The 19,008-nt window shown below is 36.5% G+C and carries 18 protein-coding genes; 2 read left to right on the forward strand and 16 right to left on the reverse strand.

The features are described 5' to 3' along the window. Positions 1 to 277: 277 nt before the first annotated feature. Genes C1724_RS20595 through C1724_RS20615 form a run of 5 tightly spaced genes read right to left on the reverse strand, consistent with a single transcriptional unit; the run spans position 278 to position 5,297 of the window. Complete coding sequence (locus tag C1724_RS20595) at positions 278 to 889, reverse strand: ABC transporter ATP-binding protein (protein WP_102348648.1); 612 nt, start codon at positions 887 to 889, stop codon at positions 278 to 280. Further along, on the reverse strand, positions 879 to 1,808 hold the full coding sequence (locus C1724_RS20600) for an ABC transporter ATP-binding protein (protein ID WP_102348649.1): 930 nt from the start codon (positions 1,806 to 1,808) through the stop codon (positions 879 to 881). Before C1724_RS20600 ends, C1724_RS20595 begins: the two co-directional genes overlap by 11 nt. Before the next feature lie 39 nt (positions 1,809 to 1,847). Beyond that, positions 1,848 to 2,699 (reverse strand): ABC transporter permease, encoded by an 852-nt coding sequence (locus tag C1724_RS20605; RefSeq protein WP_102348650.1) that lies wholly within the window; start codon positions 2,697 to 2,699, stop codon positions 1,848 to 1,850. After that, the gene (locus C1724_RS20610; RefSeq protein WP_258000481.1) at positions 2,689 to 3,654 is read right to left on the reverse strand and encodes an ABC transporter permease; all 966 of its coding nucleotides are present in this window, start codon (positions 3,652 to 3,654) and stop codon (positions 2,689 to 2,691) included. The genes C1724_RS20605 and C1724_RS20610 overlap by 11 nt, the downstream gene beginning before the upstream one ends. A gap of 44 nt (positions 3,655 to 3,698) precedes the next feature. Continuing rightward, positions 3,699 to 5,297: an ABC transporter substrate-binding protein gene (locus C1724_RS20615; protein ID WP_102348765.1), complete on the reverse strand. Its 1,599-nt coding sequence runs from the start codon at positions 5,295 to 5,297 to the stop codon at positions 3,699 to 3,701. A 217-nt stretch (positions 5,298 to 5,514) separates the two neighbouring features. Between C1724_RS20615 and nikR the strand changes: the two genes are divergently transcribed. Next, the gene (nikR, locus tag C1724_RS20620; protein ID WP_102348651.1) at positions 5,515 to 5,922 is read left to right on the forward strand and encodes a nickel-responsive transcriptional regulator NikR; all 408 of its coding nucleotides are present in this window, start codon (positions 5,515 to 5,517) and stop codon (positions 5,920 to 5,922) included. A gap of 123 nt (positions 5,923 to 6,045) precedes the next feature. On the opposite strand, the gene pepF is transcribed toward nikR, so the two are convergent. Continuing rightward, on the reverse strand, positions 6,046 to 7,833 hold the full coding sequence (pepF, locus tag C1724_RS20625) for an oligoendopeptidase F (protein WP_102348652.1): 1,788 nt from the start codon (positions 7,831 to 7,833) through the stop codon (positions 6,046 to 6,048). A gap of 151 nt (positions 7,834 to 7,984) precedes the next feature. On the opposite strand from pepF, the gene C1724_RS25795 reads away from it, so the two are divergent. Then, on the forward strand, positions 7,985 to 8,770 hold the full coding sequence (locus C1724_RS25795; RefSeq protein ID WP_180994374.1) for a hypothetical protein: 786 nt from the start codon (positions 7,985 to 7,987) through the stop codon (positions 8,768 to 8,770). A 103-nt stretch (positions 8,771 to 8,873) separates the two neighbouring features. Here the strand turns inward: C1724_RS25795 and ade are convergent, their stop codons facing one another. The 10 genes from ade to C1724_RS20680 form a co-directional block, all read right to left on the reverse strand. Continuing rightward, positions 8,874 to 10,721: an adenine deaminase gene (gene ade / locus C1724_RS20635; protein WP_102348654.1), complete on the reverse strand. Its 1,848-nt coding sequence runs from the start codon at positions 10,719 to 10,721 to the stop codon at positions 8,874 to 8,876. A gap of 202 nt (positions 10,722 to 10,923) precedes the next feature. Then, positions 10,924 to 11,862: a DMT family transporter gene (locus C1724_RS20640; RefSeq protein WP_102348655.1), complete on the reverse strand. Its 939-nt coding sequence runs from the start codon at positions 11,860 to 11,862 to the stop codon at positions 10,924 to 10,926. A gap of 277 nt (positions 11,863 to 12,139) precedes the next feature. After that, a complete protein-coding gene (locus C1724_RS20645; protein ID WP_102348656.1) occupies positions 12,140 to 13,072 on the reverse strand; it encodes a type II secretion system F family protein in 933 nt (310 codons plus the stop codon). Between the two features lie 3 nt (positions 13,073 to 13,075). After that, the gene (locus tag C1724_RS20650) at positions 13,076 to 14,041 is read right to left on the reverse strand and encodes a type II secretion system F family protein (RefSeq protein WP_180994375.1); all 966 of its coding nucleotides are present in this window, start codon (positions 14,039 to 14,041) and stop codon (positions 13,076 to 13,078) included. A 5-nt stretch (positions 14,042 to 14,046) separates the two neighbouring features. Further along, positions 14,047 to 15,393, reverse strand: coding sequence for a CpaF family protein (locus C1724_RS20655; protein WP_102348658.1), 1,347 nt, complete (start codon positions 15,391 to 15,393; stop codon positions 14,047 to 14,049). 29 nt (positions 15,394 to 15,422) lie between these two features. Next, a complete protein-coding gene (locus C1724_RS20660) occupies positions 15,423 to 16,610 on the reverse strand; it encodes an AAA family ATPase (RefSeq protein WP_102348659.1) in 1,188 nt (395 codons plus the stop codon). A 108-nt stretch (positions 16,611 to 16,718) separates the two neighbouring features. After that, positions 16,719 to 17,213 (reverse strand): Flp pilus assembly protein CpaB, encoded by a 495-nt coding sequence (gene cpaB, locus C1724_RS20665; protein ID WP_102348660.1) that lies wholly within the window; start codon positions 17,211 to 17,213, stop codon positions 16,719 to 16,721. Between the two features lie 12 nt (positions 17,214 to 17,225). Next, positions 17,226 to 18,131: a pilus assembly protein TadG-related protein gene (locus C1724_RS20670; RefSeq protein ID WP_180994376.1), complete on the reverse strand. Its 906-nt coding sequence runs from the start codon at positions 18,129 to 18,131 to the stop codon at positions 17,226 to 17,228. A 2-nt stretch (positions 18,132 to 18,133) separates the two neighbouring features. Then, positions 18,134 to 18,517 (reverse strand): TadE/TadG family type IV pilus assembly protein, encoded by a 384-nt coding sequence (locus C1724_RS20675; RefSeq protein WP_180994377.1) that lies wholly within the window; start codon positions 18,515 to 18,517, stop codon positions 18,134 to 18,136. Further along, positions 18,514 to 19,005 (reverse strand): A24 family peptidase, encoded by a 492-nt coding sequence (locus tag C1724_RS20680; RefSeq protein ID WP_102348663.1) that lies wholly within the window; start codon positions 19,003 to 19,005, stop codon positions 18,514 to 18,516. Before C1724_RS20680 ends, C1724_RS20675 begins: the two co-directional genes overlap by 4 nt. Positions 19,006 to 19,008 lie beyond the last annotated feature (3 nt).

Below are 19,008 nucleotides of genomic sequence, written 5' to 3' on the forward strand. Positions count from 1 at the left end.
AAAGACGATATTCTACTGTTCGAAGAAGTAAAAATGTCTAAAATTTGGAATACTTAGTAAAATTATACTCCTCCTTAACAGTAATTTACTAACATTTTATAAAAATAATAACGCTTAAGCTTAAAAAAATGTATTAATCGTTCTTATAGACGGAACATCCTAAAAACAATATAAAAAAGAACCAAACTTAATCTAAAAAAACTAAAAAAAGATGCTATCTCCGCCCTTTGGCAGAAATAACATCTCCTTAATAAAAGTAAAAATAATTTAATTTGCTTTAAACGCTAATCAGTTTCTTAAAATCAACGACTTTAGTACAAAGTCTTTTCATAAGATTCCATTCATGACTGATAATTAGAATCCCCATTTTTCGTTCACTCGCAATATCTAAAACTGCATTCCAAATTTGGGCTTGTGTAATGGCGTCTAACATCGTAGTCATCTCATCTGCAATCAGAAATCGTGTTTCCGGACTTAGTGATCGAGCTACACAAAACCGCTGTAATTCCCCGCCTGATAATTCGTTCGGCCATCGAGTCAACCATTCTTCCTGAATCCCTAGCATGGAAAGAAGCTGCTGATCAGGCTCCCACCCTTCGTTGAGGATTTTCTTCATTTTCCAACGTGGATTTACAGCTTTCTCAGGATGTTGAAATACAAGTTGAACGGGTGAATAGCTTTGAGTTGGCAATGGATTCTCATTTAGAGTTACATAGCCTTCCTCAGGGGAATCATAGCCTGATAACATCCGGCTAAATGTTGTTTTCCCACAACCACTAGGACCTAGTAAACCAACAATCTCCCCTGCTTCAAGAGAGAAGTCAATTCCTCTAAATAACCAAGCCCCTTTACCATAACGCGCTCCTAAATTGTTTGCTTTAAGTTGCATGGAAACACCTCACCATTCCTTCACGCAGACTTTTAATTTCCGGCTGTTTAGAAGAACATTCAGATGTAGCTTGTTCACAGCGAGGGGCAAATAGACATCCTTGTGGCAACGCAGAAGCCAGGGGCTGAAAACCAGAAATCGGAATAAAATCATTTTGCGGCAACGCTCTCCATAATGCTTTACTGTACGGATGACGCAACGATTCACCTTTCCCACTAAAATCAGCTACTGGTGCTATTTCAACTGTTGTTCCTGCATAAAATACTGCAATTTTGTCGGCAATTTTTAATGCTGATTCAATATCATGAGTAATTAGCATAACAGCACAGCCCTTGTCCGCGAACTCACGAAAATTATTTAGCGCTTCTTCTATAACGATTGAATCTAATCCAGGCGTAGGTTCATCAGCAATTACGACGCGAGCACCACTAACCATTGCCGTTGAAACTAATATTCGTCTAGCCATACCCCCAGAAAGTTCAAATGGGTAGTTGTTTTCGACATGTGTTTCTAAATGATAGCGATCAAATACATATCTTTGGGCTTTTATACGATCGCCCTCGTTGACAGCAGCACGTACCTGTTTACCGACTTTCATTAGAGGATCTAAAAAGTTTACAGATTGCGGAACGATAACAATGTCTTTCCCTCTTATTTCAGCTTGCCGTATAGATGTTAATTCTTCCCCTTCAAATTTTATCAAACCACTGATTTGTGCATTGTTTGGAAGAATGCCAAGAATAGCATGTGCTAATAGACTTTTCCCCGATCCACTTGCACCGACTATTGCAATAATTTCACCCGGTATCATTTCTATATTTAAACTAGAAATTACTTTATTAGTTTTCTGGCGAAAAACACCTGTGTACTGTGTAAATGAAATTGATAAATCACGTACTTCAAGTATTGGTTTTGACATAATCCCCTCATCTCCTACCTCTATAAAAAACCTACAAGATTAATGATGCGCTCTGTGAGGATCTATTAACATACGTAGTTTTTCTCCAATCACATCAAATAAAAGTACAATCATAAGCAAACAAATTCCCGGAAAGAATGCAAGCCACCACATACCTGTTGATAGATAACGCATTGATTCTGAAAGTATTATTCCAACTGCAGGCTGATGTGGAGATAATCCTAACCCCAAAAACGTAACCGCCGCTTCATGCAGAATTGCATGTGGAAATAGTAATAATATCCCAACAGTGATTTGTGGAATTAAATGTGGCATTATATGTTTCTTTGCAATCCACCACCGGGACTTGCCCATTTTGTGAGAAATCTGTACAAATTCTGCTGATCTAAGCTGCATAACCTCTGATCGAATTACTCGAGCAAGACTTGGCCAATGTGTAAGAGCAATGCCAATGACTACACCTTTTAGTCCACCTCCAAATGCAAATGCAATCAAAATAAGTGTGACTAGATGCGGGACACTTAAGAAAAGATCAATTAGCCATGTTACAATATTATCAGCGACTTTACCCATGGTCGCAGCTACTAAGCCTAAAAACACCGCAATGGTTGTACTGCATATTGCCCCGATTGCACCTACTCCGATACTTAATGTAAGACCCATTATCGTTCGCGTAAACATATCCCTACCTAACCAATCTGTACCGAAAAAATACTCTAGAGATGGAGGTGCGTTTCGAAACTGTAAGTTTGAGACGAGTCGGTCACTATTAAGTAATGAACCTCCTAAAATCACACTTACTAGCAAAGTAAGTGCAACTACCAAAATAAAAATGGTTTGCTGTCTTTGATTCCATTTAGGATAAGGACGGTTAAGCTTTTTAGTCTTCATAAGAACGCACCTCTCTCATCCTTGGGTCTATAAGTAAGTAAATAAGGTCTGCTACTAGATTGCCTATAAATACAAACATAGCACTAGCAATCACTAATCCAAGTAATAACGGAACATCTCCTCGAAGTCCAGCTTCTACAGTGGCTTGTCCAAGACCCGGATATGAAAAAACTTGCTCTGCCAGGACTGCTCCACCAAACAATTCACTAAAAGATGCAAATTGGAGTGTAATGGCTGGCAAAGCAATGTTGCGCAACCCATGTCTCCAAAACAATTGAAAACCACGCTCACCTCTAGCTCTTGCAAATAAAATGTATTCACTTGACAGTACATCAATTAGCTTTTGACGGGTATGCAGGGCAACGTTTGCAACTCCTATGAAACTAAGTGTCAATGCAGGTAAAATTAGATGTTTAATTCGATCCATTAATGTAACTTCTTCTGCTAGCATGCCTACTGGTACTCCCATTCCAATCGGAAACCACCCTAACCATACAGCAAATACTATTAAAAAGAGAAGTCCCATCCAAAATGTAGGGGTAGATGCAAGGGTAAAACAATACCATTTTATGATCCGATCTATCCATGTATCTTTTTTCATCGCGGCAACTACACCCATTATAAACCCGATCACGCCGGATAAAATCCATGCTGTACTCATAAGAGCGATCGAGTGCATAAAACGTTCACCTATAACTTCAGCTACCGGACGCCGAAAAATCATGGATGTTCCTAAATCTCCTGATACCATTGCAGCAAACCATGTCCAAAACTGTTTCATAACCGGTTGATCCAATCCCCAATAAGCAGCGATTTTTTCACGTTGCTCTGGTCCAACCTTCAACATATCTGCTCCGATATATGCCTGAATGGGATCAATTGGTGAATTTTTAACTAATAAAAAAGAGATCAAGCAAATTGCAAATAATAGCGTGGCCATTTTGAGACCTTTCATTATTAGAAAGGTCCCTATTAATCTACTATAGTACCGCATGCGAGTTAATTCCTTTTCCATTCTACGATGTTATCGGTTACTGGCCATCCATGTCCGTGAGGATGGATTCTCTGTATACCAATATCAAGGTTATTTTTTACTAAATAAAGATGATCGATATTAACTAACCAAGCCCATGGTGCATCACCTTTGGCACTTAAGCCTGTTTCTCCATCCCATTGGGCTTTTTTCCAGCAGTCATTTGCTTCCGTCTCACTTGTACTAGCCAAAGCTTTGTCTAAATATTCGTCAACAATAGGATTATGATAAAAGCCAGTGTTAAACAGTTCTATACCAGCATTTTTGCTATGATAAAGGTTATACATTTCTAAAGGATCATGACTTCCCCATCCATAAAGAACTGCATTTGAATACATCAACTTATATATATCATCCCAACTTTTCCCTTCAACATGGATCTGAATTCCTAAAGGTTTTATCATATCTGCAACAGCAATAGCTAGAGACTGTCTAATACTATCACTTGCTGGATATAAGAGTGTAAATTCAGCTTTTAATGATCCTTTTTCAAGAATACTATCATTATTAGTATCTTTCCATCCTGCTGCAGCAAGGATTTCCTTTGCTTGATTCATTTTACCATCTTCAAAGACTGTTTCTGGATTCCACCAAGGCAATCCATCTACTGCTGTATAGGCAGGTGTTCCGTGTCCTTCTAACACACCTTCTACGAGAACTTGTCGATCCACTGCAATATTAATAGCATGGCGAATAGCTGAATCAGCAGTAACGTCGTTACCAATCTTGTCGCCATCTTTTGTTGTTTTTCCTTCTTTTACATATGGAAACATAATTCCACGATTGTCAACAGTTTGTACTGACTCAAGCCTCATTCCAGGAACTTGTTGATTACTAAATGCAGCTGGTATATATGCAACATCTATTTCCCCTGCCTTTGCTGCAGCAAAAGCTGCATCCTCAGCCAAAAATACAAAGGTAAGTTTCTGAAAATATGGTTTAGTATCGTAATATTCAGAATTAGCTTGAACGATTAATTGCTGCCCTTTATCCCATTGCACTAATTGATACGGACCAGAGCCAATTGGATTTGAGGCATAATCATTTCCGTAAGCATGTTTGGGCACAATTCCGGTATTCACTAAACTGTTAATAAATGTTGATTGGGCCTGTTTCAGAGTAAATGTCATGATAAAATCGCTTACAACATCAACACGTTCTAGAACGTTTAAATCAACAACAGAGCCGCCTGCTGCGGCCTTATCAAAAGTGAATTTCACATCTGTAGCAGTTAGCGGTTCACCATCAGAAAATTTCACATCATTTCGAAGTTCTACAGTCCACACCAACCCATCTTCACTTACTGTATAATTGGTGGCTATATCATTAACAATATTTAATTGATTATCTCTTTTTAGTAGCGTGCTTTGAAAAAGAGGTGAGCCGTATCTTCCCCACCCTGTGATTGGATCAAACCCTGTTTCGGGTTCAGAACCAACAGCTAATATTAGTTCATCGGTTACTACCTCTTCACTCATAATTAATTCCTCATTACTATCTACTTTATTAGTTGAGGAACACCCTGTTACTATTGAAAATAGCAGTAAGAAAAAACAAAGCATCATAAAGGTCTTTTTCACGTTATCTCCCCCATCACTTTCCGTGTTACAATTTAGTTAAATCGTAGCACGAATTACGAAATTCTACAATTCGGAAAAGTCTATCAGTTGATAAAATCTTCAGAATACATAAAAAAAAATAGAGATATCCTTTTTAAATTAAAGCCGATAAAATATATAATATAAACATACTAGATTGATTAGCTTAAGAGGGGGCAGATACATGAGTTCTACTAAACTTACTAGATTTGGGGTTTCAATGGCGGAAGATCTTTTACAAAACTTTGATGAATATATAAATGAAAAAGGGTATAGCAATCGCTCCGAAGCTGTAAGAGATCTAGTCAGGGAAGCAATCGTCCAGCATGATTGGACAAAGGATGAACAAATTGTAGCAGGTTCTATCTTAATTTTTTATGATCATCATCAAAAAAACTTGGTCAATGAAATAATTGAAATTCAGCACAATTACCATGACCAAATATTAGGAACCTCTCACTACCATATTGACCATCATAATTGTTTAGAAATCATTATCGTGAAAGGGAGAGCCGGAGTTCTAAAGAAACTAAGTGATGGGCTGACAACTTTAAAAGGGGTTAAATATAGTAAACTTACTGTATCTCCATAATCCACTTTAACTTGAGTGCTCATTATTAATATCGAAATAACGTTTAAATGCCATAGAAAAACAGCGCTCCGCAAATAATTGGAGCGCTGTTTTCATGTTGCTTTAACTTCTTTCATAAACTCTTTAAAGTCTCGAAAACTCCTTCACTAATTCATCAAATCGCTTTAAAGCATTCTCGATAGGTTCAGGCGTTGTTAAATCCACGCCGGTCTTTTTTAACAACTCCAACGGATAGTCCGAACTTCCGCTCTTTAAAAATTCCAAATATGATTTTGTTGTTTCTTCATCACCTTCAAATATCTGCGTTGCTAGTTGAATAGCAGAAGCAAATCCAGTCGCATATTTGTACACATAAAATGGACGATAGAAATGTGGAATCCTTGACCAGCCAAATTTTACTTCCTCATCGAACACGATTGTATCTCCGTTATATTCTCTAAATAAGGTTTCATACGTTTTACTAAATACATCTACATTTAACGGAAGGCCTTCCTCAGCCATTTCATGTGTTTTCTTTTCAAATTCTGCGAACATAACTTGAGTAAAAAATGTGCCTTTATACTGATCGATAAAATGGTTTACTAAATGCTTGCGTATATCTTCATTCTTTTCTGTTTTTAAAAGGTATTGGATTAATAAAATTTCATTAACTGTTGAAGCTACTTCTGCAACAAAAATACTATAACGTGCTGTAATTTGCGGCTGGTGCTGTGAGCTGAGTTTACTATGAACACCATGGCCGCATTCATGAACTAATGTGAATAAGCTATCTAAATTATCTTGATGATTTAAAAGAATATACGGATGAACACCATATACCCCAAGATTATAAGCGCCCGAGCGTTTACCAGGTGTTTCACGTACATCAATATACCGACCTTGCTTAAATTCCTTTAAGAGGTCAATATAATCTTCTCCAAGCGGAGCTAAAGCTTTGCACATTGTTTCATATGCATCTTCATATGGGATCACTTGCTTTACGCCACTTACGAGTGGAACACTCAAATCATATTGTCTCAGTTCGTCTAGATTTAATTTTGCTTTTCTAATCTCAGTATAGTGGTGCAGTGAACCGATATTATTTTTCGTCGTTTGGATAAGATTTTCATAAACTTCTTTTGGAACGTTATCGCCAAACAAAGCTTTCTCCAACGCTGATGGATATTGACGAATTCTAGAAGTTGTCACATTATTTTTGATTGCAGCAGAAAGTGTAGATGCAATAGAATTCTTTAATTGTAGATAAGGCTTATAATATGCTTTATATGCTTCCCTCCGTTTTTCACGGTCCTCATCTTCAATTAATTTTGCATACATTCCTCTTGTAAGCTCGACTTTTTCCCCGTCATCGCCAGTTACTTCTCCAAACTTAATGTCCGCATTATTAATCATCCCAAATGTAGTACTAGGTGCAGAGAGGGCCTCACCTAACTGCGACATAATTTCTTCCTGATCTTTTGTTAGCACATGTGGCTTATAGCGGAAAGATTCAAGTAGATCTTCTTTGAAATAATCTAAGCCTTTCTCAGAGTCTATGTATGCTTTTAACGTTTCTTCATCTAAACTTAATAAAAAAGGCATAAAAAAGGATGTTGCTGCACTAACTTTTACACTTAGTTGTTTAACACGATCTAAATAGGACTGTGATACTGTATCCCTTGTATCCTCGTCTACCTTTAACATCGCAAAGGCATATAATTTATTCAAAATAAATGATAACTCCTCCCGCTGTTTTAGGTATTGATACAAGGTCTGGCCATCATGAATTTCACCATCATATTTTTTTAATGCCTGAGACATAGTATTAATTTGCTGATAATCTGTCTCCCATTTGGTAACATCAGAATAGATGTCTTCCAAATTCCATTTTTCTTGAACTGGTACCTCACTTCTTGCCGAGTATCTTTTCATGTATAAACTCCTTTGACAAATATTTTAAAAAACAACACAATAAAGACAATACTAAAATATATTCGAAACTACTCTATTGAAACCCTTTTACAAGAAGAAAAAGAAATAATTATTCACTTTCTTATTTAACCTAGAAAAGGACGTGTAAACATTGGCCATTACATTACCACATATCGAAGATTCTAATACTACACTGTATTTTCCCCCAAAGGGAGAATTCGAAACGTTCACTGATGAATCACACTATGAGGAAAAAGTTAGAGAATGGGGATTATCTACCACAAAAGAAGTTAAAAGGGAATTTTGGTATAAAGAAAGAACACACCAACGCCTTGTTAGGATCAAAGGATATGAGATATATGGTGACACAAACGAGGGAAATACAATTGTGATCGAATTTCAAGATGGAAACCTAAGCTGTATTCATCCAGCCTATCTAAAAGAAATGCAATCACCAAGTTTCACAAAAGGTGTATCAGCTACTGATCAAACTCCGGCCTTAACTTCATCAGATAAGCAGGAAAAACCTGTTACTAAAGAAACGGAAAAATCGGAAACAAAAGAACAGAAAAAGAAAACAGCCATAAAAGATAAACAACCTAAGATAGAGCTTCCAGAAGACAAAGTGCATTTCACCGCAGTTGTGAAACAACTTGCACTAAGCTGGAACAATTTCAATGAGGAAAATGATGAAGTTGTCGTGTTAGAAAATGTAGTTATTCAACAAGAAAACCCAATCGAAGTGGGACTAGCGTGGTGCTCTCATACTAAAACATTGAAAAAATATGAATTACAACCTAATGATACCCTTGAGTTTGATGGGAAAATTGTAAAAAAGCGATTACCAAAGGGTAAAGATGTCGAGGATGAGTCATTATTAATTGATGTTCCTGTTCCGTATAAAGTCAACAATCCATCTAAAATAATGAAAAGTTAATAATTTTAGGACTATTACTTAAGAGACGAGTTCAAATCAGAATTCGTCTCCTTAACTTTTATTTACTACAAGTCTACCCTCTACTTCAGAGCTAGTAAACAATTTAAGACTTATATTTAGCTGTTGGATCATCCTTGTACAAAGTAACAAATTTAAAGCCATCACTTGTGACCTTCACTAAGCCCTTATCAGAAATTCGCAGCGTTGGAATAACAACAAGTGCCAGTAAGGAAAGTGTCATAAAGGCGTAATTTAAGTTACATCCCACTGCTTTTAAAGCAGCACTTACAGCCGCTGATTGATCGGCCACGACTTCATAGCTTTCCATGGACATTAACCCAGCAACTGGTAACCGGAGCTGCGTTGTTGTTCCATCTTCCATGACAACAACAATGCCACCGTTCAAATCTATTACAGTATTACCTGCCTTGACCATTAGCTCATCGTTATTACCAATAACCAGTAAATTATGTGAATCGTGAGCAACTGTCATCGCGACTGCTGCTGGTTTCGTAAGTCCGACCCCAGAAAGTAAGCCTAAATTTATAGTTCCTTTTCCAGAATGACGTTCTACGACCGCTATTTTACATAAGTTATTGCTTTCGTTAATACATAGTTGATTTTCATATACCGGAACACTTACAAAAACTTCCTTTGTTTCTACACTATTTTCAATTAACTGAATCGCACGGACATCAATCAATCCAGCAGAGATAGGAGCTGGTATCACGAATTCTTGTTTCACCAATGATCGGTTGATATGAACAGATTGCAAAGCGGCTTTGGGGTAATGATAAGTCGGCATTTGCACAGTCATTTTACCGTTTTCAGCCACTACCTGCCCTGCTGCGATTGTCATCGAAACTTTAACATTAGCAAGATCTCCATCTAGTAAAATAATATCAGCATTCGAAGCCGGTGTCACAGTTCCTATATCTCGAGATATCCCAAAGCGCTCTGCTGTGTTAATTGTAGCCATTTGAAATGCAACAACTGGCGGTACACCTTGAGCAATTGCATGCCGAACCACAAAGTCCATATGTCCTTCTTGTACTAATGATTCTGCATTACGGTCGTCTGTTACAAGCATTAATCGTCGCGGATCAATTTTCCGTTCTGTGTAAGCCTTTATCGTTTTCTCCACATCATGCCAGGCCGAACCACGGCGCATCATCGCATACATACCTAATCGAACTCGTTCGATTACGTCCTCGATTTTAGTTAATTCATGATCACTAGTAATACCTGCAGCCGCATATGCATTAATTTTCCAATCATCGACAGGCCAAGTAAAATGCCCATCAATCACGCGACCGGCTCTTAGTGATGATTGAATTTCCCCCATCATCACTTCGTCACCAAAAACGACACCTGGGAAGTTCATCACTTCTCCGAGGGAAATCACATCCGGTCCCCAAGTCATCATCTCTCTTATATCATCAGGGCCAAATAACGCCCCAGGTGTTTCAAACCCCAAACTGCTGGCTGGCACACAAGATGCAATAGCCATATAAGCCGACAATGGAGTCATTCTTCCTTCCTCAAGCATCATCTTTAGACCATCCTTACCTAGAACATTCGCAATTTCATGTGCGTCATAAAAAATGCCTGTAGTTCCGTGCGGTAAAATTGCTTTGGCAAATTGAGAGACAGTAAGTTGACTACTTTCAACATGACAATGCCCATCCAAAAGTCCCGGTGCTATATACGCCCCATCAGCATCAATAATCTTAGTTTCCTCTCCAATCATAGGTGCAACATCAAAACCAACATAAGCAATTCTTGAGCCTTGTACAGCAATTGAAATTCTTTCTACGACCTCACCCGAACAAACATTCACCAATTTACCATTACGAATAACAAGTGTAGCTGCTAGATCTCCTCTAGCTGTTGCGACTAGTTTTGGAACAACATCCGCTAACAATTCTCGAGGAAAAGCTCCATTTCCCATCCGTTCATCCCCCTGAAATACAAAGTAATAAAAATCAAAGGTCTTACCTCTTACCTATTATTGCCTACATTTTTACTGGTAACAGTATATATTAGTGTACGTTCAATTTTCGATAAACAGTATTTTCATAATAAATTATTTTTTAATAAGTCCGTTTATAAAAAAACACTATTAGAATCGGTGAAGGGATCACGTTGATGTGTTATAACAATATCAAACTGATACCAAGTAAGACTGTAATAATACCAATAACCGTAATCTTTGTGATACCTTCTTGATTTTTTAAAAAAAAGTAGCTTATAGGTGTTACAATAACAGGAGTTGATAATGTAATTAAATTAGCTATCGAAACAGGAATGTAAAACATAGAGCCAATTAGTAAACATTGTCCTATTATGGTGAAAATACCACTCAAGACAAAATATAATGCACCGTTTCGCTTAAAAGCAGCTTTCTTTTTTACTACTTTCCTCGTTTGAGGATTAAGCACTACATGACTCACAACCCCAATACAAGCACCAATGAATGCACCCAAAATTGGCTCATTCCACTCACTGACACCAGCTCCTCTAAGCACATTTCCGATGGCATATGAAATCCCACTCAGCAAGGCTACAGTTATTGATGAGCGAAACAATTTGGATGGAAATACCCTTTTTTTTGAAAGTTGTTTATCATATGTAGCGGCTGTTTCATCAATGCTATTAAATGATTTAGGCTTATAATTAACTAAAGAAAGACCTATTAAGATAAAAATTATACATACTAAATCAAATAATCCCAGTTTTTCATCCAGAAACATCCAAGCAATGATGAAAGTAAATAAAGGATTACTAACCTGAAAAGAACTGGCTTTTGCTGGACCTAATTTAATAATGGACGTGAAAAACAAAAAGCGTCCCAGGTATGTGGAGAAAAAGCCACCTAATAAAAACAAAATAAAGCCAAGATTATCCCACTGAAGACTCTCTGTTCTAAAAAAGAAAAGATGAATCCCAAAAAGGAAAAATGAAAATACAACATTAACGAAAACAGAGATAAGAAAACCATAATTTAAATCCATTTTCTTAGAACCGATATTTGTAACAATTATGTTTGCTGAGAACAAAAATAGTGCTAAAATTGCAAAAATTTCCCCCATACCTAACCTCCTATTCTATGTATGTGCTTGGTTTATCTACTCCATTTACTTACATTCGCTACAAAATTATTTTTTACAGCCTACTAGCTACCTTACCATGTTTTGCGATTTCTAGTCTATTAACAACTATTGCTGGGGTAATCTATTTATTCAGTCTGTTATAATTATATATTAATTTATAAGCAATCTTCATATCGAAAAAAACAAATAAAATAGCCATTATACCAGATTAATCTTTTTGGTATATTGGCTATTAAATACTTAGAGATCGCTAATCTTATAAAAACTGTGTAACTAAATTAACAATTACAGGTCCAATCAGAACAATAAACAAAGTAGGAAATATAAATAATACCATTGGAATAAGCATTTTCACTGGAGCTTTCATGGCTTTTTCTTTAGCTGCAAATCGTTGTTTTTCTCGAATCCTTGTTGTTTGTGTCCGTAATACTTTACTCATTCCAATACCCATTTGATCTGCTTGAATAATTGAATTCATCACACTTCTAAAGAAATCCGAAGGAACACGTTCTCTTAATTCAATAAATGCTTGTCGTCGAGATTTACCTAGTTTCATATCTTCCAACGCAGATAAAAATTCGGCTGATAAAGGGGTATTCATTTGCCCACATACCTTTTTTAGTGCTCCATCCAGTCCCATTCCAGCTTCAATTGAAACATTTAACATATCAAAAAAGTCAGGCATCGCTTTTTCAATCATTTTAATTCGTACCTTACTTTTGGCAGTTAAATAATAATTTGTATATACATAGGTGAACAATGCGCTGATACCAGATAGTACAACAACTTTTAACTTTTCGTCAGATGTTGGAAGAAACATAGCTATAAAAAGTGAAAACATAACAAGAGGTAGAGCGTATTGAAGTAAAACAAAATCTCCTGCAGATAATCCAAATGGATAACCCGCTGCTTGAAGTTTTTTATCAATTTGCTCCATTCTTTGTTTTGGAAGTTTTCCTACAGTAAAATGACGGATTTTCAATACCATTGGACGAATCAATCGTTCATATAACGTTTTATTTTGTATACTTTCTTTCTGTTCTTGCATATTTTGTTCATTATTATTTGTCAAAAGTGGAGCAAGACGTCGGTACATAATCATTTTATTTTTAAACAATTGGAGAAGAAATAAATAGCCTATACTTGTAAAAAACAAGAAAGACATAAGCCATAATAGTGTATAAACCATGATTTACACCTCAATCGTAACTACTTTTTGTATAAAGAACCACCCTAGTATCGCTGAAATGCTTCCGGCACCTAATAAAACCCAACCGAGTGGGTGTGATAACATTGGGTCAAAATAATCGGGATTCATTACATTTAATAATAGACCTAATGCTACAGGTAATAACGTGATCACTAGTGCAGACATTCTCCCTTGTGACGTTAGTGCCTTTAATTCGTCCTTCATCCGTACTCTTTCAGAGATAGTATCATGAATGGTTTCTAGAATGGTTACCAAGTTTCCACCGGTTGAACGTTGAATTAGTACTGCTGTTACAACAATTTCTAAATCTTTATTTGGTAATCGGTGTAGAAGATTTTCAAATGCATTTTCAAGTGGAATTCCTAAATTTATTTCTTTTATTGTTTTTTGAAACTCCGTACCAATTGGATCCGGCATTTCTTTTGAAACTAACTGCATGGCTTGCATAAAACTGAAACCTGATTTCATTCCTGATGCCATTGTTTCTAGGACTTGTGGAAGTTGTGCTGCACTAACAGCGATTCGAGCTGCTTTTTTCTGTCTCAAAACTATTGACGGAAGTACCCAAACAGTCAACGCTGCTATTATGGCTATCAATATATGAAACTTTAAAAGCAGTGTGCCGATCAAGGTTAAACCGAATAAACCTAACCGAATCGAAATAAATTCCTCTACCTTTAAAGGAAGTCCCGCACTTTCTAATTCATTTTCTAACTTGTAACGCTTATGATTGGATGTTTTGATATTTTTTGATAAAGTCTTAATCAATTCCTTAAATGGAGATTTCTGTTGGTCTTTAGGTTCTTTTTCAACGTTAACATCAGATTTTTTTGTATCTTTTAAGATCAATTGCTGTATTCTTCTTTTCACTTGCTGCTGCTTTTTTAAACGGTAAGTACCAATTAATGCAAAGCACAAAGTGGATAAAATAAATATAAAAATCAACATCTGAATCACTCCCCATTGAACCATTCAGCGGGCAACTCGTAACCATATTGTTCTAATTTATCAGAGCAATAAGGACGAATACCGTTTGAAACATGTTTACCGATCACCTTACCATTTGAATCTGTACCTGTTTGTTTAAAGGAAAATAAATCTTGAAGGACAATCGTTTCGCCCTCCATTCCAATAACTTCAGTAATGTTAACAATTTTACGACTGCCATCTTTTAATCTAGACTGTTGAATAATAAGGTCAATTGCACCAGCCATTTGCTCTCTGATTGCCCGAATGGGTAAATCCATACCCGCCATCAAAACCATCGTCTCTAATCGCGATAACATCTCACGTGGAGAATTGGAATGCCCTGTAGCTAATGAGCCATCATGGCCAGTATTCATGGCTTGCAACATATCTAGCGCTTCCCCACTGCGAACCTCACCTATTACAATTCGATCAGGTCTCATCCGTAAAGAGTTTTTGACTAAATCTCGAATTGAAATAGCTCCTTTACCTTCGATATTTGGTGGACGTGTTTCTAGGGAAACAACATGATCTTGTGATAGCTGTAATTCTGCTGCGTCTTCTATCGTAACTATTCGTTCATCATCGGGAATAAAGGAAGATAAAACGTTGAGTAAACTTGTTTTACCACTCCCAGTACCACCACTAATAAAAATATTAAATCTTGCTTTTACACAAGCATCAAGAAATTTAGACATATCCTCGGTTAAGGATTCAAACTGCACTAAATCAGCAATTTGGAGTCGGTTTTGCGGGAATTTCCGTATTGTTATAGACGGACCTACTAATGATAATGGTGGAATAATTGCATTTACCCTTGAACCATCAGGCAAACGTGCATCTACCATCGGACTGCTTTCATCAATCCTTCTTCCAAGAGGAGAAACTATTTTTTCAATAACCTGTAACACATGGTCATTATCACGAAAATAATAATCACTTAATACTAACTTTCCTTTTTTCTCTACGTAAATTTGATATGGACCATTAACCATAATTTCTGATACATCTGGATCATTTAGCAATGCTGTGATAGGTCCATAACCAATTAGTTCATTTGAAACCATATCGATGATTTCTTTTTTTCCTTCAAAGGTTAACCGATCATTGCTTTCATTTAAAAATTTCATCGACTCGTTTTCAATTAATTGTTTTTGTTCTTCATCAGTTAAATTCGGTTTCTTTTTTAATTCAGTGATGATATGACTTTGCATCGCAATTTTAAGTTCAGATTCTTTTGGTATACTTCCCTCTCTTTTTTGAGGTGAAGCACCTTCACTTCTACCTTCATTAAAAGAAGACGTTTTCTCATTTAGCCGTTTTAATAATGACATTCTATTTCCGCCCTCCGAAAAACTGTTAACTATTTTTTAAAGAAGAGTATACTTCTTTTCTTTTTGTCTTTTTCTGTTACTCCTAACTCATCTGGTTTTGTCTGCAGCAATTGCTCTATCGTTTTCATCATTGCTTTGGCAACTGGTGTCCTTGGGGCAGATAGCACAAATGGTTCCCCTTTGTTAATAGAAGAGATAACAGTTCTGTAATCACTCGGAATTCTCCAATGTATCTTCATTCCTAACACATTCTCAATTAATTCCATCGTCATACCTTCCATTTCAGAGTCACGATTTAACACAATACTAATTTTTTCTTTAAGTCCCAATAAGTTAAGCGTATCAATGGCAAGCTTTCCATTTTTTAAGGCTGGTAAATCTAATGACGCGATCAGCAATATATGATCCGAATGTTCAAGTGCCACTAAGCTTGTATCAACAAAGGCTGGAGGTGTATCAATTACAATCGCATCATATTGGAGTTTCATTGTCTCAATCAAATAGGCAATATGCTCGCCCGTGATTAGCTCAGCAAATTCTGGTAATGTTGGCGCCGCTAGTATATCAATCCCCATCTTAGTTTTAACCAAATAATCATCGATTGATTTGTCGCCATTTTCATATGATTGTTTCACCCAATCGTAAATTGTTTTACTTGGCTGTTCATCAAACAATAAAGAAATATCACCAAACTGCAAATCTAAGTCAATTACTGCGACATTTAAATTATGTTTATTTAATGCAACAGCTGTATTAACTGAGATCGTTGTTTTACCTACACCGCCTTTTGTGCTACAGACTGTAATAACCTTTGCTGCTTTTTGCCTTTTAAAAGTTTGATCTGTTTCTTGTTTAAGACTGATAACTTGTTCAGCCTTTTTGAAAGATTCCACAAGCTCTGTTTCATCTGTATCAATATCAACTACATCGACAGCGCCAGAAAACATTGCTTTTTTATAATCAATATCAGCTTTGTTTAAAAGTAAAAGTACAGCAGTTAAAGGATAAACGCGTGTAATGCTTTGGCAAATCTCATAAGGATCGCTAAGTGTATTCGGACCAAGAATAACGACTGTTCCTTTTGAATTTTCAAGATCTTGTTTCAGATCAGAAAAGATCTCATAGATTTTGTTCATTTTACCTAACTCGTCAAGCAGCATTTTTACAGCTGATGAATACATGCGTTTCTCGGAAAGTATATAATAATTCATTCTCATTCGGCATCGTTCCTTTTATCCTAACGGAACCGTCCATATGGTGATCACTTAAGTTTATTAAGTAAGCTTCATATGGACGGTTCCGTTGTTTTATAACTTTGTATTTCATTACTCTTTAGTTCCTTTTAACATTAAGATAACTGTTCCAACATCCTTAGCGTGTGCTAGGGATACACCCTCTGTTGGATTAACTTCAACTGTAATCATTTGATAGGGCTCTTGATTTTCTCCTTCAGAAGATACTAATGTTTTACCAACAGCTAGCACTTTTATATTCTCTAATAAAATCTCGGAGCTTTTCTGATCGCCTGTCGGTGAAGGAAGAATAGCAATAATATCTACAATAGAACCTGGTCTAACAAAACCCGATACACTTTGAACTTCATCTACTGCTATTGATATAGCTCTTTTTCCATTTGCAATTTCAAGTGTAGGGTTCGTTGGTAAAACGTTTTCCTCTTCCAGGGTATCCTCTTCAGGATCTGGTGATTTTGCCATAACCGTTTGAGTAGTATTCCCTGTATTTGTAGTAACTATATAAAATATAGCTGACATTGTTAGGCCAAAAAGAATGGCTAACAACCAGATTTTTTTTGTATTCATAATAATCACCCACTATTGTGTAAGTTTAAAACTATATGTTCCAAAATTCGCTTGTGTAGAAGAAGACTGTCCTGCATGAGTTTCATTTATGAATCGGCCTGTAACAACAGCACCTGTACTAGTAGATGACACACTTTCTAAAAAGAACGTCGCAAAACCAACGACTTTAACCTGTTTAATCTGATTTTGATCAATCTGAATTGACTCGAAAATCGGAACAAGTACGATTCTCGAACAATCATTTGTGTAATTTAAATAAGTGGAGTTGGGACATAAAGAGATACGATGCTCAATCGCACGCTTTGTTGGACCTGCTAATTGTCCTGTTTGAGTATTTAAAATTGTTCCAACTTTCAAATCAAATTCATAACCATATTTTAAATCTGTTTCATAGTCTTTTGCTCCGGGACCGGTTAAGGCGATTGCACCAAAGTTTCCAGTTGCAGAATCACTAACTTTTAGCGTTTGTAGTGACCCAAAAGACAAATCTGAGCTTGGTTGCACACCTAATGGTATAGCTCCTTTGCCAGCTGATAGCGGTTGGAGTTCAACACGCGCATTTGCCTGCACTATTGGCTCGTTAATTCCTAATGCTTTGGCAAAGTAGAATGTTGCTTTTTTACTGACTATAACCTCTAGCATGGTATAGCTTTGATTTGTCGTCATTGTAAAATTTGTCAAATCTCCACCGTTTAAGTGGATTGCATTTTGAACCTCTTGTTCTGCTTGTGAATAATAATTTGGAAGCTCTTGTGCACCTGCTAATGCAGCAGCATCTGCTATTTTCTGGAGTCTATTTTTTTCAAGATAAATGGAGCCCATATCCATCACTAACGCAAGGAAACCAACAAATATGGACATCATGAGTGCGACCAAGACAATGACAGCACCTTCTTGTTGTTTTAAGAAAGGTTTCATTTTCATTCCACCCTCATGACAGTTTTTGTGCTAACCAATAAAGGGTTTGGCAGAAATTCTTTGAATAATGGAATCGAGAAAGTTATTGGATATGTCATATTTATCGTGACATAGGATCCACTCTTTCGGTTACTTGCCGAAGGTGTTGCAGAAATAGTAATATCATTAGCCTCAAGCGATGGTGCGGACTCTTTTGCTCGTTGTACAACTTCGGTATCTAGTGCACCTAAGCTAGCGATTCGACCTGCTTCCCGACCTGCATGCTCTAGCGTTAGATATGCATGAAAAATACGTCCGAAATCAACAATACCGAAAACTAAAAACAATAAAATAATTAAACTTAAAGCCAATTCAACGGTAGCTTGTCCTTTTTGTGATTTAATCAAAGTAGACTCACTCCCGTATAGCCTACTGTTCCTAAAACAATCGCAACTCCATATGGAAAAGCGTGATGCAATTCATTTTTACTTAGGCCATTTAATGTTCTTAATTGTGCTGAAAAGAAAATTCGTTTTAAAGAGGATAACAATTCTCGCTGTTTAAGTAAGATTATTAATGCTATAATACCGCCAATTATGGCTATATAGATAAAGGATCCAATCACAAATGCTGTACCTTTTAAAGCTCCAATTGCCATTAAAAGTTTTACATCGCCAGCAGCCATACCCCCTAACGCATAAGGAATAATTAATAATGCAAATCCAGTTAATAATCCTAATGAACTGAATACAAACCCATCCCAACCTGCTGTTAGGGTGTGTAACACAATTCCTAGCAGCATTGCTGGAAAAGTGACGATATTTAATATTTTTCGTTTCTTAATATCCGTAAAAAAAGATATAAGTAATGCTATAAGTAAGATGACGTATGTCATTCT

Origin of the sequence: Bacillus sp. Marseille-P3661 (assembly GCF_900240995.1) — a bacterium.
GTDB lineage: Bacteria > Bacillota > Bacilli > Bacillales > Bacillaceae_J > OESV01.

Coding starts and splice junctions, on each gene's coding strand:
- C1724_RS20650 (WP_180994375.1), bottom strand. CDS start 14,041: ATGTTGATTTTTATATTTATTTTATCCACTTTGTGCTTTGCATTAATT.
- C1724_RS20610 (WP_258000481.1), bottom strand. CDS start 3,654: ATGAAAGGTCTCAAAATGGCCACGCTATTATTTGCAATTTGCTTGATC.
- C1724_RS20615 (WP_102348765.1), bottom strand. CDS start 5,297: ATGATGCTTTGTTTTTTCTTACTGCTATTTTCAATAGTAACAGGGTGT.
- pepF (WP_102348652.1), bottom strand. CDS start 7,833: ATGAAAAGATACTCGGCAAGAAGTGAGGTACCAGTTCAAGAAAAATGG.
- C1724_RS20680 (WP_102348663.1), bottom strand. CDS start 19,005: ATGACATACGTCATCTTACTTATAGCATTACTTATATCTTTTTTTACG.
- C1724_RS20655 (WP_102348658.1), bottom strand. CDS start 15,393: ATGTCATTATTAAAACGGCTAAATGAGAAAACGTCTTCTTTTAATGAA.
- C1724_RS20600 (WP_102348649.1), bottom strand. CDS start 1,808: ATGTCAAAACCAATACTTGAAGTACGTGATTTATCAATTTCATTTACA.
- C1724_RS20640 (WP_102348655.1), bottom strand. CDS start 11,862: ATGGGGGAAATTTTTGCAATTTTAGCACTATTTTTGTTCTCAGCAAAC.
- ade (WP_102348654.1), bottom strand. CDS start 10,721: ATGGGAAATGGAGCTTTTCCTCGAGAATTGTTAGCGGATGTTGTTCCA.
- cpaB (WP_102348660.1), bottom strand. CDS start 17,213: ATGAATACAAAAAAAATCTGGTTGTTAGCCATTCTTTTTGGCCTAACA.
- nikR (WP_102348651.1), top strand. CDS start 5,515: ATGAGTTCTACTAAACTTACTAGATTTGGGGTTTCAATGGCGGAAGAT.
- C1724_RS20670 (WP_180994376.1), bottom strand. CDS start 18,131: ATGAAACCTTTCTTAAAACAACAAGAAGGTGCTGTCATTGTCTTGGTC.
- C1724_RS20645 (WP_102348656.1), bottom strand. CDS start 13,072: ATGGTTTATACACTATTATGGCTTATGTCTTTCTTGTTTTTTACAAGT.
- C1724_RS20605 (WP_102348650.1), bottom strand. CDS start 2,699: ATGAAGACTAAAAAGCTTAACCGTCCTTATCCTAAATGGAATCAAAGA.
- C1724_RS20660 (WP_102348659.1), bottom strand. CDS start 16,610: ATGAGAATGAATTATTATATACTTTCCGAGAAACGCATGTATTCATCA.
- C1724_RS20595 (WP_102348648.1), bottom strand. CDS start 889: ATGCAACTTAAAGCAAACAATTTAGGAGCGCGTTATGGTAAAGGGGCT.